13 protein-coding genes are annotated in these 15,044 nt (G+C 50.3%); 8 read left to right on the top strand and 5 right to left on the bottom strand.

Annotated elements, in window-relative coordinates; translation table 11 throughout:
- The first annotated feature begins 118 nt into the window (after positions 1-118).
- From A9B99_RS14405 to A9B99_RS14430, 6 genes are read left to right on the top strand one after another with little or no spacing between them, the layout of a single operon-like run.
- A complete protein-coding gene (locus A9B99_RS14405; RefSeq protein ID WP_064598594.1) occupies positions 119-1,018 on the top strand; it encodes a proline iminopeptidase-family hydrolase in 900 nt (299 codons plus the stop codon).
- A complete protein-coding gene (locus A9B99_RS14410) occupies positions 1,018-1,956 on the top strand; it encodes an ABC transporter permease (RefSeq protein ID WP_064598596.1) in 939 nt (312 codons plus the stop codon). The genes A9B99_RS14405 and A9B99_RS14410 overlap by 1 nt, the downstream gene beginning before the upstream one ends.
- Positions 1,953-2,804, top strand: coding sequence for an ABC transporter permease (locus A9B99_RS14415; protein WP_064598598.1), 852 nt, complete (start codon positions 1,953-1,955; stop codon positions 2,802-2,804). Before A9B99_RS14410 ends, A9B99_RS14415 begins: the two co-directional genes overlap by 4 nt.
- On the top strand, positions 2,801-3,784 hold the full coding sequence (locus A9B99_RS14420; protein WP_064598600.1) for an ABC transporter ATP-binding protein: 984 nt from the start codon (positions 2,801-2,803) through the stop codon (positions 3,782-3,784). Before A9B99_RS14415 ends, A9B99_RS14420 begins: the two co-directional genes overlap by 4 nt.
- Entirely contained in the window at positions 3,784-4,821 is a 1,038-nt protein-coding gene (locus A9B99_RS14425; RefSeq protein ID WP_036106511.1) for an ABC transporter ATP-binding protein, read from the top strand. The genes A9B99_RS14420 and A9B99_RS14425 overlap by 1 nt, the downstream gene beginning before the upstream one ends.
- A complete protein-coding gene (locus A9B99_RS14430; RefSeq protein ID WP_064598602.1) occupies positions 4,802-6,316 on the top strand; it encodes an ABC transporter substrate-binding protein in 1,515 nt (504 codons plus the stop codon). Before A9B99_RS14425 ends, A9B99_RS14430 begins: the two co-directional genes overlap by 20 nt.
- Before the next feature lie 184 nt (positions 6,317-6,500).
- Here A9B99_RS14430 and idnR read toward each other — a convergent pair whose 3' ends face one another.
- The 4 genes from idnR to idnD form a co-directional block, all read right to left on the bottom strand.
- Positions 6,501-7,499 (bottom strand): DNA-binding transcriptional regulator IdnR, encoded by a 999-nt coding sequence (gene idnR / locus A9B99_RS14435; RefSeq protein WP_064598604.1) that lies wholly within the window; start codon positions 7,497-7,499, stop codon positions 6,501-6,503.
- A 106-nt stretch (positions 7,500-7,605) separates the two neighbouring features.
- Complete coding sequence (locus A9B99_RS14440) at positions 7,606-8,925, bottom strand: gluconate:H+ symporter (RefSeq protein WP_064598606.1); 1,320 nt, start codon at positions 8,923-8,925, stop codon at positions 7,606-7,608.
- 79 nt (positions 8,926-9,004) lie between these two features.
- A complete protein-coding gene (gene idnO, locus A9B99_RS14445) occupies positions 9,005-9,769 on the bottom strand; it encodes a gluconate 5-dehydrogenase (RefSeq protein ID WP_064598608.1) in 765 nt (254 codons plus the stop codon).
- A 22-nt stretch (positions 9,770-9,791) separates the two neighbouring features.
- Entirely contained in the window at positions 9,792-10,823 is a 1,032-nt protein-coding gene (gene idnD / locus A9B99_RS14450) for an L-idonate 5-dehydrogenase (RefSeq protein WP_064598611.1), read from the bottom strand.
- Positions 10,824-11,037: 214 nt separating this feature from the next.
- On the opposite strand from idnD, the gene A9B99_RS14455 reads away from it, so the two are divergent.
- Entirely contained in the window at positions 11,038-11,556 is a 519-nt protein-coding gene (locus tag A9B99_RS14455; RefSeq protein ID WP_064598614.1) for a gluconokinase, read from the top strand.
- Positions 11,557-11,588: 32 nt separating this feature from the next.
- Here the strand turns inward: A9B99_RS14455 and A9B99_RS14460 are convergent, their stop codons facing one another.
- The gene (locus A9B99_RS14460) at positions 11,589-12,905 is read right to left on the bottom strand and encodes a D-serine ammonia-lyase (RefSeq protein ID WP_064598617.1); all 1,317 of its coding nucleotides are present in this window, start codon (positions 12,903-12,905) and stop codon (positions 11,589-11,591) included.
- Between the two features lie 290 nt (positions 12,906-13,195).
- Between A9B99_RS14460 and A9B99_RS14465 the strand changes: the two genes are divergently transcribed.
- The gene (locus tag A9B99_RS14465; RefSeq protein ID WP_197499280.1) at positions 13,196-15,034 is read left to right on the top strand and encodes a sensor domain-containing diguanylate cyclase; all 1,839 of its coding nucleotides are present in this window, start codon (positions 13,196-13,198) and stop codon (positions 15,032-15,034) included.
- Positions 15,035-15,044: the final 10 nt, after the last annotated feature.

Genomic DNA, 15,044 nt, shown 5'->3' on the forward strand with positions numbered 1-15,044 from the left:
GTTTTTTGTACTGACCTGGCAGGCAAAACTAGTATTTTTGCTAACTGTTCAGTGCCTGACGAAGCCGTTAGCGTAAGGAAAACACCCGCGAATTGAATAACGGGCACCGGAGGGAAATATGTGGAGCGAAATTCAGCCAGATAAACGCCATGATATTACGGTTAATGGCTACAACGTGGTTGCCTGGGAGTTTGGTGAAGGTGACGACGTCGTTCTTTGCCTGAATGGCGGGCCGGGGTTGCCCTGCGATTACTTGCGTGAAGCCCACTCCTGCCTGAAACAGCAGGGCTACCGGGTGGTGGCTTTTGACCAACTGGGGACGGGAAAATCCGACCGTCCGCAGGACCCGCGCTTCTGGACAATGGAGCGCTATGTTCAGGAAGTTGAAACAGTACGCCGTGCGCTGAATCTTGGGAAAGTGCATTTGTTGGGGCATTCATGGGGCGGCTGGCTGGCTATTGAAGTGGCATTGCACCACCCTGGTGCGATTCGTAGCCTGATCCTCGAAAACACGGTGGCGGATATGCCCCATTTGGTGCAAGAGCTCAACCGCCTGCGCGAGGCTCTGGGGCCAGAAACGGTTGCGATGATGCAACGTTATGAAGCTCTGGGCTGGCTGAGTCACCCACAATACCAGGCCGCAGTCACCTTGCTGAATTACCGCCATGTTTGCCGGCTTGATGTCTGGCCTGCTCCGGTAAAGCGTTCCCTGGAAGACTGGAATATGGGGCCTTACGAGACAATGCAGGGGCCGAATGAGTTTCTCTATACCGGTAATTTAAAAGACTGGGACCGCAGTGCTGATTTGCACATGATTCAGGTGCCCTGCCTGATTACCACCGGCCAGCATGATGAACTGACACCTGCCTGTGCGATGAAAATGAAGCAGGGTCTGCCCCAGGCGGAACTGCATGTATTCCCCAATAGTAGCCACATGCCGTTTTATGAAGAACCCCAGGCCTATTACCCGGTCCTGCTGGATTTTCTTGAACGGCAGCGTAGCAGAGGAGGCGACTGATGCACCGTTACCGGTTTCTGCTGTTTCGCCCCCTGCAATTGCTGCCAGTTTTGCTGGGAATAAGCATTATCACGTTTGCCATGGTGCGCGCCATCCCGGGTGACCCGGCGCGCATTTTACTTGGTGTGCGCAGTACTCCTGCAGCACTGGCCCGTATTCGCGCCCAGTTTGGCCTCGATGAACCCTTATGGGTGCAGTATCTCTATTTTCTGCGCAACCTGCTCCATGGAGAACTGGGTAAGTCCATTGTTTACCGGGTTGATACCCTGAAGTTAATAAGCTCCCGGCTGGAGCCAACAATCTGGCTGGTGGCAGGGAGTGTCCTGTTGGCAATTGTGATTACCATTCCTCTGGCTGCCATGGCTTCACGTCATAGAGGAGGAGTGTGGGATCAGTGTATTCGCTTGTTTACCACCGCCGGGCTGGGTTTTCCTGCCTTTTGGCTGGGAATAATGATGATAATCGTGTTCAGCGTGACGCTGGGCTGGTTCCCGGTTTCGGGTTATGGCGATGACCTGACCGAACGCCTGCACCACATGGCTTTGCCGTGTTTTACGGTGGCGCTGGCGTTATCGGCGGTGCTGATTCGCAACCTGCGCGCCAGCCTGCTGATGGAAATGAGCAGTGATTATGTGGTGGCTGCCCGGGCACGGGGCCAGCGGGAATCACGTATCTTCTGGCGGCATGTGTTACCGAATTCACTGGTGCCAACCATTAACCTGCTGGCGGTTAACATTGGCTGGCTGATTGGCAGCACGGTAGTGATAGAAAGTGTGTTTGCCATACCCGGAATGGGGCAGTTACTTATCAAAGCGATTTTCAGCCGGGACTATATGGTGGTTCAGGGCGTGGTGATTGTTTTTGCACTGGCGACGGTCACCGTTAACCTGGTGGCGGATGTGCTCACAGTTGCTCTGGACTCGAGGGTGAAACTATGAACCTGACCTTGTCTGCAAGTGTGGCGCAGTGGCGGCGGCGTTTTATTCCGCGCCAGCACGCGCTGGTAGCTGGTGCCTGCATTATCGGGTTGTGGTTACTGGCCGCAATTTTTGCGCCATGGCTGGCACCTTTCGACCCTATAAACCAGGACCCGTCAGTGAGCCTGCTCCCTCCTGGTGGTGTTCATTTGTTTGGTACCGATAACTTCGGGCGCGATATTTTTTCCCGCGTAGTGTGGGGCGCACGCGTGGATCTGCAAATTTGCCTGCTGGGGGTGATTTTCCCGTTCTCGCTGGGAACAGTGCTGGGGGCTCTTTCTGGTTACCTGGGCGGTGTTGTGGATGCAGTCGTTATGCGCGTCATTGATATCGTCCTGGCTTTTCCTTTCCTGGTTCTGATGCTGGCAATCATCGCCATTCTGGGGCCCGGGCTCGGCAGTTTTTATATTGCGATGGCAATGGTGGGCTGGGTGTCATATGCCCGCCTGGTGAGGGCGCAGGTGTTAACCCTGAAACAGCGTGATTTTATTCTCGCCGCGCGCAGCCTGGGGTACAGCCACACCCGTATTCTGTTTCGCCACTTATTGCCCAACGCGCTGACGGGCGCACTGGTGTTCTCCATGTCTGACTGTGTTCTGGTTCTGCTGAACGGGGCCGCGGTGAGTTACCTCGGCTTAGGCGTTCAGCCGCCAACTGCTGAATGGGGCGTGATGGTGGCTGAAGGGCAGAGCTTTATTACCACCGCCTGGTGGATAACCACCTTCCCCGGGCTGGCAATTGTAATGCTGGCAATGGGGTTCAGCCTGCTGGCTGATGGGTTAGGTGACCGGTTAGGAGAGCGCGTATGACCTTACTGGATGTCTCACAACTGACCGTGACAACCGCAAACCAGGTGACGCTGGTGGATGGCATCAGCTTTCGTCTGGCTGAAGGGGAAATGTTAGGCCTGGTTGGGGAAAGTGGTTCAGGTAAAACAGTGACCTGCCGTGCGCTGATGCGTTTGTTACCAGGGCAGGGGCTGCGCATTAGCGGGGGAAGTATCATCCTTGCCGGGCGTGATCTTGTTGCCCTGAGTGAGGCGCAGATGGCGGGTGTTCGCGGGCGGGAAATCGGTATGATTTTCCAAAACCCGACCAGCCACCTTAACCCGGTGATGACGGTGGGTGAGCAAATTGCCGAGAGCCGCCGCCTGCACTTTGGCGCCAGCCGCAGGCAGGCGCGGGCCGATGCCCTGGATTTTTTGCGCCAGGTGGGGATCCCTGACCCACAAAACCGGGCAAAAAATTACCCACATGAGTTTTCTGGGGGCATGCGGCAACGGGCAATGATTGCGGTTGCACTGGCGGCAGAACCACGCCTGTTAATTGCCGATGAGCCGACGACTGCGCTGGATGTCACCGTGCAGATGCAGATCCTGCGTTTGCTGAGCGATTTACGCAGTGAACTGGGCGTGGCGATGATAATGATTACCCACGACCTTGGAGTGGTGGCGCAAACCTGTGACCGTATCGCAGTAATGTATGGCGGCCGGTTGTGTGAATCAGGCGGAAAACGCGAAGTGCTCCACCACGCGGCGCACCCCTACACTCAGGGCCTTATTGATTGCCAGCCACAAAGTGAAGGCAGTGCCGGGTATTTGAAAACCATTCCCGGCCAGCCACCAGTGGCAAACCATTTTCCTGAAGGGTGCCGGTTTCACCCGCGTTGCCATGCAGCCAGTGAAGCCTGTCGCCAGCAACAACCCGCACTGCACTATACACAGAACAGCCTGTCTCATGCCGCGGCCTGTTTTCACCCCTTTCAACCACTAACACAGCGGGAGGGATAATGGCGAAACAGGAAAGCTGGCCGCTTTTGGAAGCGGAAAACCTGAGCGTAACTTTTCCGGCCGGAGGCGGTTGGGGACGCGCGCGGCGCGTTGTTCACGCGGTTAATCAGGTAAGCCTGGCAATTTCACCAGGAGAAACACTCGGGCTGGTGGGTGAGTCTGGTAGTGGCAAAAGTACTCTTGGCCGGGCGCTGTTGCAACTGGAACGTCCGGCAAGTGGCGAAGTACGGTTTGATGGTATGCGTATTACCCATGGGTTGCGCAGCGACGTAGCTCGCCTGCGCCAGCAAACTGCCATGATTTTTCAGGACCCGTTCTCATCACTGAACCCGCGCCAGACTATTGGCGAAAGCATTGCCGAAGTGCTGCGGGTGCATCGCAAAGTCCCCACGGAGAATATTGCCGGGCGAGTGGATGAATTGCTGACGCTGGTGGGTTTAAGCCCCATGCAGGCAGCATCCAAACCCGGCCAGCTCAGTGGCGGGCAATGCCAGCGGGCAGGTATTGCCAGGGCGCTGGCGATTGAACCACGCTTAATTGTGGCAGATGAATGTGTGGCGGCGCTGGATGTTTCTATTCAGGGGCAAATCATTAATTTGCTGATGAGCTTACGCGAGAAAATGGGGCTGGCGATTCTGTTTATCGCCCACGACCTGGCCATTGTGCGCCACTTATGTGACCGCGTGGCGGTGATGTATTTGGGGCGTATTGTTGAACAGGGGCCGTCTGAAACGGTGTTCTCTCATCCGCGCCACCCGTATACCGCTGCACTGGTAGCCGCGATTCCCGAAATCGACCCGGATAAACCGCTCCCTGCCCAACCATTGGGCGGCGAGCCTCCCAGCCCGATAGCGATTCCGGCCGGGTGTGCGTTTCATCCGCGTTGTCCATATGCCCAGGCACAATGTTGCACTGGCGCACCACCACAGACCCGGCATGTTGCCGACCATAGCTGGACCTGCGTGTTAGCTCATGCAGGCGAAGAGACTGTATTTCCGTTGACTGGGGGAGTGTTGAATGAAGCGCAAGCACGTTAAATTGGCAGCAGCAGGGTTATTGTTGGCATTGAGCGCCATGAGTGAACTGGCACAGGCAGCCGGTATTTTAACCATTGGCCGTCGTGAAGACAGTACCACGTTCGACCCGATTAAATCGGCGCAAAATGCGGATAATTGGGTGTTTTCCAATGTGTTCGACCCACTTATTCGGGTAGATAAGACTGGCACCAAACTTGAACCTGGTGTGGCGGAAAGCTGGACTATCTCACCCGATGGTAAGGTGTATACATTCAAAATCCGTGATACCAAATTTTCTGATGGCTCACCACTGACCTCTCACGATGCGGCCTTCAGCTTGTTACGTATTCGGGACAACGCAGGATCACTGTGGCGCGATTCCTACAGTAATATCGCTAAAGTGGAAACCCCGGATGACCGCACACTGGTGATTACCCTGAAAGCGCCAGCGGCACCTTTCTTATCGCAACTGGCATTGCCTAATGCTTCGGTGATTTCAGAAAAAGCACTGAAAGCGGAAGGGGAAGATGAGTTTGCTGAAAAACCTGTCGGCTCTGGCGCGTTTCGTGTGAAAGAGTGGGTGCGTGGTGAGAAAGTGGTTCTGGAGAAGAACCCACTGTTCTGGCAGGCGAAAGATGTCAGCCTGGATGGAGTCGAGTGGCTGACCATCCCGGATGATAATACCCGTATGCTGAAAGTGCAGGCTGGCGAACTGGACGCTGCGCTCACCGTGCCGTTTTCGCGCATCGCTTCCTTACAAAAAGATAAAAACCTGACAGTTGAACTGGATCCTTCTACCCGTGAAGATCACTTGTTGATCAACCATTCTCACGGCGCCCTTGGCAAAGTAGCGGTACGCCAGGCACTGGATTTTGCCATTGATAAAGACGCGATTGTTAAAACGGTGACTTTTGGTTACGGCCAGGTGGCGAATTCCTATATTCCTGCGGGCGCGCTGTACCACTACAGTGATAACCTGCGCCGCCCTTATGATCCGGAAAAAGCCAAAGCGATGCTGAAAGCTGCCGGGGCATCGGATTTGGCGCTGAACTATGTGGTGAATGCGGGCGATGAAGTGGATGAACAAATCGCTATTCTGCTGCAGCAGCAACTGGCAAAAGCCGGGGTGAAAGTTAACTTACAGAAAGTGGATCCAAGCCAAAGCTGGGACATGCTGGTGGCCGGTGATTACGATATTTCTGTGATGTACTGGACCAACGATATTCTCGACCCGGACCAAAAAACCACATTTGTGCTAGGCCATGACGCGAACATGAACTACATGACCCGCTACCACAATGAGAAAGTGAAAGCGCTGGTTGCTGCGGCTCGCCTGGAAATGGACCCGAAAAAACGTGAGCAGATGTACATCAGTCTGCAAAAAATGGCCAAAGCCGACGTGAACTGGATCGATCTGTATTACAGCCCGTACCGTAATGTCAGCCGTAAGAATATTAAGGGTTTCTACCAGAATCCGTTAGGCCGTTTTTTCCTGGAAAATACAGTTAAAGAGTAACGGTTTTATCCTTAAAATGGCGCCATTTTGAGTCTGGTGACAAACCTCATGTCTGCACAGAACGATAGTATGTCACCCAATAAAAAATCAGGAAAATCAATTTATTGATTTTCGGCTGCTAACTAAAAAGAAGGAAAAACCACGCTTTTTCCTTCTTTTTCATCAATCTGAAAATGGCGCCATTTCACAAGGTATCGCCCATATAGATTTGGTAGCCCAAATCAACACTGTTACCCACTATTTCGTCATCCTCTATTTTCTTTAATAGCATCTGTGCCGCAGTGCGGCCAATGTCAAACCTGGGAGTAATCACACTGGCAAGGCTTGGTATCATGCGCTTACCCATTTCCAGCCCGTGGAAACCGGCAATTGACAGGGTTTGCGGTACACAGATATTTTGCATGTGGCACCATAGTAAAGCCCCCATCGCAATGTCGTCATTGGTACAAAATACACCGTCTAAATCGGGGTATTGTGCCAGTGCATCTTGCAGCATTCGGGAGCCGAGATGAATAGATGAGATAGAGTGAGGGTTGATGCGCAGGCAAGGTAACCCGGCTTCTGCCATAGCTTCACTGTAGCCCTGAAAACGTTGTTCATCTCTGACGTCGTCTTTTGAACCAAGGTAGACAATTTTTTTCCGCTGGCGTTTTTCCAGCATAGTATTGACCATATCGTAAGCGGCCAGTTTATTGTTGAACCCCACTTCCATGTCCAGCCTGTTACCCTGGGTATCCATGACTTCAACCACGGGGATCTTTGCCGCACGCAGGAACTTGCTGGTACGTAATGTATGGTGTTTTTCACTGAGAATAATACCGTCAATATTGTAAGAGAGCAGGTTGATAACCTGTTCCTCTTCTGAATGCTGGCAGTAATTGTAATTTGCTATCAGTGTCTGGTAATTATGGCCCGATGTGACAGATTCAATCCCTGCCAGAATGTCGGAAAAGAGTTGATTTTGAAAGGAAGGAATCAGGATGCCAATGGTATAGCTCCGGGCATTAAGCAGCATTTCTGGTGCGCGGTTTGGTACGTAATTTATCTCTTCAATGATGCTGGCAATTTTTTCTCCGGTCTCCCGTGAAACTTTGTGCGGCGTACGCAGATAACGGCTGATGGTCATTTTTGTGACGCCTGCCAGCGTAGCAATATCCTGTAATGAAATGCGATGGTTTCTCATGATGTTTGGATAACACTCGCCTGCCAGTGGAATGAGCCGGGTGGCAAAAGCAGACGACCTGCTCAGGTTTTGCCCGGAATACGCGTCCTGCCACCCGTTGTCTGTATTAGTGGATAATTGCGTTAATGGCCAGAACGCCAGCCAGACCCATAAATGAAATCAGTGTTTCCATGACTGTCCAGGTTTTCAATGTTTCTGTGACACTCAGGTTAAAATAACCTTTGAATAACCAGAAGCCCGGGTCATTCACATGGGAGGCGATAACACTGCCAGCCCCGGTTGCCAGCACCATAAGCGCCGGGTCTGCATGGGTGACACCAATAATAGGTAGTACAACCCCTGCTGTCGTAATGGCGGCAACGGTTGCGGACCCCAGAGCAATACGTAGCACTGCGGCTACCGTCCAGCACATCAATAACGGCGAGAGTGTGGTGCCACTCATCAGGTCAGCGATATATTTCCCCACACCGCTATCTACCAGAACCTGCTTAAATGCGCCACCGCCAGCAATTATGAATACAATCATTGCGATAGCGCCAATGGAATCGCCAGTGATGTTCATCACCTGTTCCAGAGACCGGCCATTGCGCAAACCCAGGGTAAAGACAGCAATCACAATTGCGATAAAGAGCGCGACGGCTGGGTTACCAATGAATTCGAAGAATACACGGACGGGGTGTTCTTTGGGCAGTGTTATCTCACAAATAGCGGCTATTGCCATCAGTACCACAGGGATAATGGCGGCAAAAATACTGTTCCAAAAGCCCGGCATCTCTTCTTCAGTGAACAGATGTGGGTTGAACAACCCTTCAGGCGGTGTTTTTTCATATTTGGTGAGAAAGCGCGAAAATATAGGGCCTGCGACTATTACAGTTGGAATAGTGATGATAATACCGTACAGCAATGTTGTACCCAGGTTGGCATTATAGATGGCAGCAATAGCCGTTGGGCCTGGATGTGGTGGTAAGAAACAATGCGTGACGGACAGCGCCGTAACCATTGGTACGCCGACATACAGCAACGGCAAACGTGATGCGGCAACAATGGTAAATACCAGTGGCAATAAAAGAACAAAGCCAACTTCGAAAAACATGGCCAGCCCAACCACTAAACCGGTAATAACCAGCGCCCATTGAACGCGTTCGCGGCCAAATGAGTGAATGAGTGTTGTGGCAATGCGTTGTGCTGCGCCCGTATCGGAAATCAGGCGCCCCAACATTGCGCCAAACCCTAAAATCATGGCCAGACCACCAAGGGTTCCGCCAATGCCGGATTGAATAGAATGAATAACGTCATGGGCTGGCATTCCTTCTGCAAAGCCCACGACGGTCGCAACAAGTATCAGGGCAATAAAGCCGTTGATTTTAAAACCAATCATAAGCAATAACAGCAACGCTACGCCTATGGCGATAATAATCAGTGGCATGATGTTTTATCTCTTTTATGGTTAATCGGGCGGTGGGTAAAACCGCCCGCATATATAGGGAAAGGGTTAATAAGTAAAATCAGACTGCGACCAGCATGCCGCCATCGACAAACAATAGATGGCCGTTTACAAAGTCAGACGCTTTAGCTGACAGGAACACAGCAGCACCAATTAATTCTTCAGGGTCACCCCAACGTGCGGCCGGTGTGCGTTTACATAACCAGTCAGTGAATGCCTGGTCATCAACCAGCGCTTTGGTCATTTCAGTTTTGAAGTAACCAGGAGCAATACCATTGACCTGAATGTTGTAGCGGGCCAGTTCTACGCACATGCCGCGAGTAAGCATTTTTACTGCGCCTTTGGATGCCGCGTAGGGGGTGATGGTGTCCCGGCCTAATTCACTTTGCATAGAACAGATGTTGATAACTTTGCCTGCTTTGCGCTCCATCATGTGGCGAGTGACTGCCTGAGAAACCAAAAAAACAGCAGTCTGGTTGACGGCGATAACCTCATTCCACTCTTGTTCCGGAAATTCGGTAAATGGGTGGCGGCGCTGGATCCCGGCATTATTAATCAGTACATCAATGGGGCCAATATCTTGTTCAATCTGGCTGACGGCTTTATCAATATCTGCTTTATTGGTGACATTAAAAGCCACCGCTTTTGCCACATAACCGGCCTGAGTCAGTTTATTGGCTGCGGCTTCTGCTCGTTCCTGAGTAATATCATTAACGATAATTTGCGCACCATATTTCGCCAGACCATTTGCCAGTAAGAAACCAATCCCCTGGGCTGAACCGGTAATAAGAATACGTTTTCCCTGAAGAGAAAATAAATCGTTCATTATGTAATGTCCTGTATTGGTATTAAAAAACAAGTTGGACTTTCGCTGCTCTGGTTTTATCGCCGGCAAATTTAAGTGCATTTTCCAGATCAGTAAATGGATATTCCGCAGACAGCAGCGGGAGTGGATTGATAGTATTATTGCTCAGCCAGTTGACGGCGGTGGAAAATTCAGTGGTGAAACGGAATGATCCTTTCAGAACCAGTTCTTTGGCAATAATATTCATTAGCGGGAAATCAGGAATATTGCCGCCCATACCAACTTGTACCAGCACGCCGCGAGCACGGGTAACTGCAATACAGCGTTGTACCGATGCTGCATTACCTGAAACTTCAAAGGCGATATCGAAATAGCCTTTCTCTTCTTCCCAGGCAGTAAAATCACCGTTTTTGGCATCCACAGTTTGTGTTGCGCCCATCTCTTGCGCCAGTTGGCGTGAGCGTTCACTGATGTCGGCGCACACCACTTCAGCAGCGCCAAGGGTGCGAACCGCTGCGGCAATCAGACATCCTATTGGCCCCACACCAGAGATGAACACACGTTTACCTTCTAAATCCCCCGCCTGGTGAGCGGCATGAATAGCGACAGCCAGGGGTTCCGCGAAGGCGACTATTTTGTCATCAGCGTGCTCGGCATAGGGCACACACTGTGCAGTATCAACCACTTTATATTGTGTGAACCCGCCATCAACATGAGGAAAATACATTGCACTACCGAAAAATCGCATGGTGGTACACTGATTTTCCTCGTGATTAAGACAATATTTACATTGTCCACAAGGGCGCGATGGATTAATGGCAACGCGTTGTCCTTTTTGTAAGTCAGGTGAGTCTGTTGCTACCACACGGCCAATAACTTCATGACCAAGAATCATAGGTTGTTTAACCTGAAAATTACCTACTTTACCTTCCTGGTAATAATGAAGGTCAGACCCGCAAATACCACCACGCACTATTTCTACTAAAGTTTCCTGGTTATTCCAGATAACATTTTGCTGAATAACTGACACGTCTTCTTTGCCTGAAACAACACAGGACCTGGTCGTAATTTCCATGATGTGCATTCTCTGATTGGTTTTGACACAAATCATTAAAACGCACTTTTTTGATGTTTATTTGTGACCGTTGTCACATTGTATGGCTGTTACAAAACAATGTTACGCATAACGTGATGAAGCCATAAATTCTGAAACGTGGCTGAAAAAAGGGTGTATGACATTACCATTGGTGAGTTAGTATTCTGGCAATTCAATCGCTGGGAGTCGAATAATGGCGGGGAAAAGTATTATTTTAATGGGCGTTTCTGGTAGTGGTAAATCATTGGTGGGAACAAAACTGGCACAGCAGTTACCCGCAAAGTTTATTGATGGTGATGATCTTCATCCGCGAAATAATATTGATAAAATGTCTCGTGGTGAATCACTAAATGATGATGACCGTTTTCCCTGGTTAGCAAGGTTAAATGATGTTTCTTATAGCCTTTATAAGAAAAATGAAGTGGGAATTATTGTCTGTTCATCATTAAAAAGAATTTACCGCGATAAATTACGTGAAGGCAGCCCTAATATTATATTCCTGTGGTTAAAGGGTGATTATGAAACAATTTACTCTCGTATGGCTGACAGGGCGGGGCACTTTATGCCGGTGACATTATTGCAAAGCCAGTTTGCCACACTGGAGGAGCCTCAGGCGGATGAGACAGATGTGTTTGCTGTAGATGTGAATGCCACTGTTGAAGAGGTTACTGCGCGTTGTATCGCTGTGCTACAGAGCCTGAATCCAGAGTGAATTACGGCCTGCGGTGGAGCAGGCCGGAAGGTTTACTGGCCCGACTGGAGTAGTAATGCTTCGCGCTCCGCTTGTGGCACCATGCCGCCACCTGTAGCCCAAAGAATATGGGTGGCACCAGCCAGTTGTTGCGCGCTGAAGGATTTGGCACTTTCAGCCGCAGTCACCCATGGGCCAGAAATACTTGCCGCAGCTGAAGGTTCGAGAAAAATATTTTCATGGCGCCAGACATCGCCCAACAGGGAAAGCAACGTTTCGTCAGACTGAGTGTAATACCCTGAAATCAGGCGTGCCATCGTTTTACCGACAAAACCAGACGCCCGGCCAACAGCAAGTCCATCAGCAACGGTATGGTTATCAAGGCCAATATCCTGAACACTTATCTGGTCATGCAGGCCGCTATACACGCCAAGGAACATACAGGGTGAGTGTGTTGGCTCAGCAAAAAAACAGTGCACATTATCGCCAAACGCCAGTTTCAGCCCAAAGCTGATTCCACCCGGTGCACCACCCACACCACATGGCAGGTAGACAAATAGCGGGTGTTCATGGTCGACAATAATACCTTGTTCATCACACTGTTTTTTGAGGCGCTCGCCAGCTACGGCGTACCCCAGAAACAGAGTACGTGAATGTTCATCATCAACAAACAATGTATTTTCATGGTGTTTGGCCGCTTCCCGGCCATGGCTGACGGCCACACTGTAATCATCCTGATATTCAATGACATTAGCACCACATTCCCGCAGTAGTGCTTTCTTCCATGCTTTTGCATCGGCAGACATATGCACAGTGACACGAAATCCCAGTTTTTTCCCCATCAGACCAATAGACAGCCCGAGGTTTCCTGTGGAGCCGACGGCAATTTCGTAATCGCTGAAGCACTGGCGGGCCACATCGCTGTCCAGTTTGCTGTAATCGTCATGAGGGTTGAGTAACCCGGTACGAAAAGCCAGGTGTTCAGCCCAGGTGAGCACTTCATAAATACCTCCCCGGGCTTTTACCGACCCGGCAACAGGCAAATGGCTGTCCTTTTTTAGCATTACCCGGCCGGGCACCGCGTGACCATATTTCTGGTTCAGGGCTGCCTTGAGAGCGGGTATGTCAACCAGTTCCGATTCAATCATACCCTCGGCAGCCGCTGTCTCCGGGAAGAGCTGTTTCAGGCAGGGAGCAAAACGTGTCAGACGTTGCTCTGCGCTCTGTACATCCCTGCGGGTCAGCCCACTATAGCGCAGCCCTTCTTCGGCGGAGGTGATATCCGGGTTGCACCAAACCGTTTCTTTCATTGCAACCAGGTCATCCAGTAAAGGGCGGGTTTCACGTAGCATTGCAATCGTTGTTGTCATGACTGTGTCCTTATTGCTCAAGGATAAAAGGAGCATAGCAGTTATCCTCTTACTTTTTCACATTGCAGGTGTATATGCGTGCACAGTTCTCCGGGTCGCAGGCAAAAAATCCATTAAGTACCGGATATTATCAGAGATGAATATTGTTTTTTTATGAAGCCGTTGTAAGTGGCGCAAATACAATTTTAAACCATACTCAATTAAAAGCCATGGTAAGAAAAAATAACTTTGTATGGGGAATGATTCTTCATTCTCTCTATTTGGCTTAAGTAATGCTTTCAGGCAAAACGATGATGACAACACAGCACAATAATTATGAGCAACACATTGTTTCATTTGGTGATTCCAGTCAGCTATTACTTGATAGTGGCTGGGCGATGGCTGAGTTTGATTTGTCCGGTAATGTTATTTCAGCAAATCAACAGTTTGCTAATTTAATGGGTTTCTCTCATGCTGAAGAAATGGCGAATATTAACCATTCGCAATTTGTATTAAGTCATGGTTACGGTGATGTTTTCTGGCAGGATGTGCTGGCCGGGAATATTACCTGTGGCGAATTTAAACGTTGCCATCATGATGATTGTGTTGTGTGGCTACATGCATCTTATTCACCCGTACTGAATAAAAATAATGAATTACAAAGTATTTTGATGATGGCAATGGACATTACTCAAGAAAAATTGATGTATGTGGAATATCATGCTCGTTTGCAGGCGCTCGATAGTGCTCAGGGTGTGATTGAATTTGATAAAAACGGTTTCATTCTGTGTGCCAATGACAATTACCTGGCGATGACGGGGTACACTGAGCGTGAGTTGGTGGGGCGCCATCATGCTTTTTTGTGTGCCAAAGATGAAGTATCTGCCAGCGGATACAAGCGTTTCTGGAAAGCGTTGCGCAGTGGTGAAGGCTGGAAAGGGCGATTTAAACGAATCCGTAAGAACGGCCAGCCATTATGGATCCAGGCCAATTATAACCCTATCTTTGATTCTGAAGGCCGCTTGTGCCGCATAGTGAAGTATGCTCATGACATTACTGAGCATGTAGCGAATGAAAAGAAAATGGTTCAGCAACGTGCATTACTGGATATTTTACTGGATGCACAGAACCGTTTTTTGCACGATCACGACCTGGCTTCGGCTTGTGACCATGTTTTCACGCCATTACTGAATATGACCCAGTGTGAATTCGGCTTTATTGGTATTGTGCAGGATACCGAAGGAGGGCTGTCTTTACATATTCCGGCTATTTCAAATATATCGTGGAATGACTCTGTTACTCAGTGGTTTGATGAGCAGATGCGGGCGAATAACGCGCTGATTTTTCACCGGCTGGATAACATGTTTGGCCAAGTTATTACGCACAACAAAATTATATGTGTGAACGATGTGCCAGCATTTCCGGGAAAACGCCGTTTTCCTCCGGGCCATCCTCCTTTGCATAATTTCCTGGGTATTCCCATTGTGTTTAATCAGCAGCCTGTAGGTATGATAGCCCTGGCGAACAGGCCACAAGGGATGGATGACGATCTGGTCGCACAACTGAAACCGATAGTCACCACCCTGGGAACACTCATTCGGGCCCGCAGTCTCGAAGACAAACGTTCGGAAATGGAAGACCGGTTACGCTTCAACGCCACCCACGACGGGTTGACCCGGTTACCAAATCGTATTGCTTTTTTTGAATCATTACATGCTTTGCCTGATCTCAACTTACCTTCACAAGGGATGTCCAGGCATTGCCTGGCGCTGGTTGATGTGGACTTCTTCAAGCGGATTAATGATAAATATGGCCACCTGGCGGGCGATGCTTTATTGCAGGAACTGGCACGCTTACTGGAGACGCATACCCGGGGCACGGATCTGGTGGCCCGCCTGGGTGGCGAGGAGTTTATTGTGTTATTGCGGGATGTGACGACGCGGGATGCCTGCCTGGCAATGGAGCGGCTACGGGCAGCAATTGCAGCTTATTCCTTTGACTGGGAAGCAGTTTCTGTCTCATTTACGGTAAGTATTGGTGTGGCACCCTGGCAGCCAGAGTTTGCCTCAATGGATGACTGGGTACAACGGGCAGATACCAACCTTTATCAGGCGAAATCTGCCGGGCGTAACCAGGTTTGTGGGCCGTAACATCGGGGGC

This window comes from Mangrovibacter phragmitis (assembly GCF_001655675.1).
Classification (GTDB): domain Bacteria; phylum Pseudomonadota; class Gammaproteobacteria; order Enterobacterales; family Enterobacteriaceae; genus Mangrovibacter; species Mangrovibacter phragmitis.

Bases quoted from the DNA above. Each gene is read 5' to 3' on its own strand.
- A9B99_RS14405 (WP_064598594.1), top strand. From the start codon at position 119: ATGTGGAGCGAAATTCAGCCAGATAAACGCCATGATATTACGGTTAAT.
- A9B99_RS14410 (WP_064598596.1), top strand. From the start codon at position 1,018: ATGCACCGTTACCGGTTTCTGCTGTTTCGCCCCCTGCAATTGCTGCCA.
- A9B99_RS14415 (WP_064598598.1), top strand. From the start codon at position 1,953: ATGAACCTGACCTTGTCTGCAAGTGTGGCGCAGTGGCGGCGGCGTTTT.
- A9B99_RS14420 (WP_064598600.1), top strand. From the start codon at position 2,801: ATGACCTTACTGGATGTCTCACAACTGACCGTGACAACCGCAAACCAG.
- A9B99_RS14425 (WP_036106511.1), top strand. From the start codon at position 3,784: ATGGCGAAACAGGAAAGCTGGCCGCTTTTGGAAGCGGAAAACCTGAGC.
- A9B99_RS14430 (WP_064598602.1), top strand. From the start codon at position 4,802: ATGAAGCGCAAGCACGTTAAATTGGCAGCAGCAGGGTTATTGTTGGCA.
- idnR (WP_064598604.1), bottom strand. From the start codon at position 7,499: ATGAGAAACCATCGCATTTCATTACAGGATATTGCTACGCTGGCAGGC.
- A9B99_RS14440 (WP_064598606.1), bottom strand. From the start codon at position 8,925: ATGCCACTGATTATTATCGCCATAGGCGTAGCGTTGCTGTTATTGCTT.
- idnO (WP_064598608.1), bottom strand. From the start codon at position 9,769: ATGAACGATTTATTTTCTCTTCAGGGAAAACGTATTCTTATTACCGGT.
- idnD (WP_064598611.1), bottom strand. From the start codon at position 10,823: ATGGAAATTACGACCAGGTCCTGTGTTGTTTCAGGCAAAGAAGACGTG.
- A9B99_RS14455 (WP_064598614.1), top strand. From the start codon at position 11,038: ATGGCGGGGAAAAGTATTATTTTAATGGGCGTTTCTGGTAGTGGTAAA.
- A9B99_RS14460 (WP_064598617.1), bottom strand. From the start codon at position 12,905: ATGACAACAACGATTGCAATGCTACGTGAAACCCGCCCTTTACTGGAT.
- A9B99_RS14465 (WP_197499280.1), top strand. From the start codon at position 13,196: ATGATGACAACACAGCACAATAATTATGAGCAACACATTGTTTCATTT.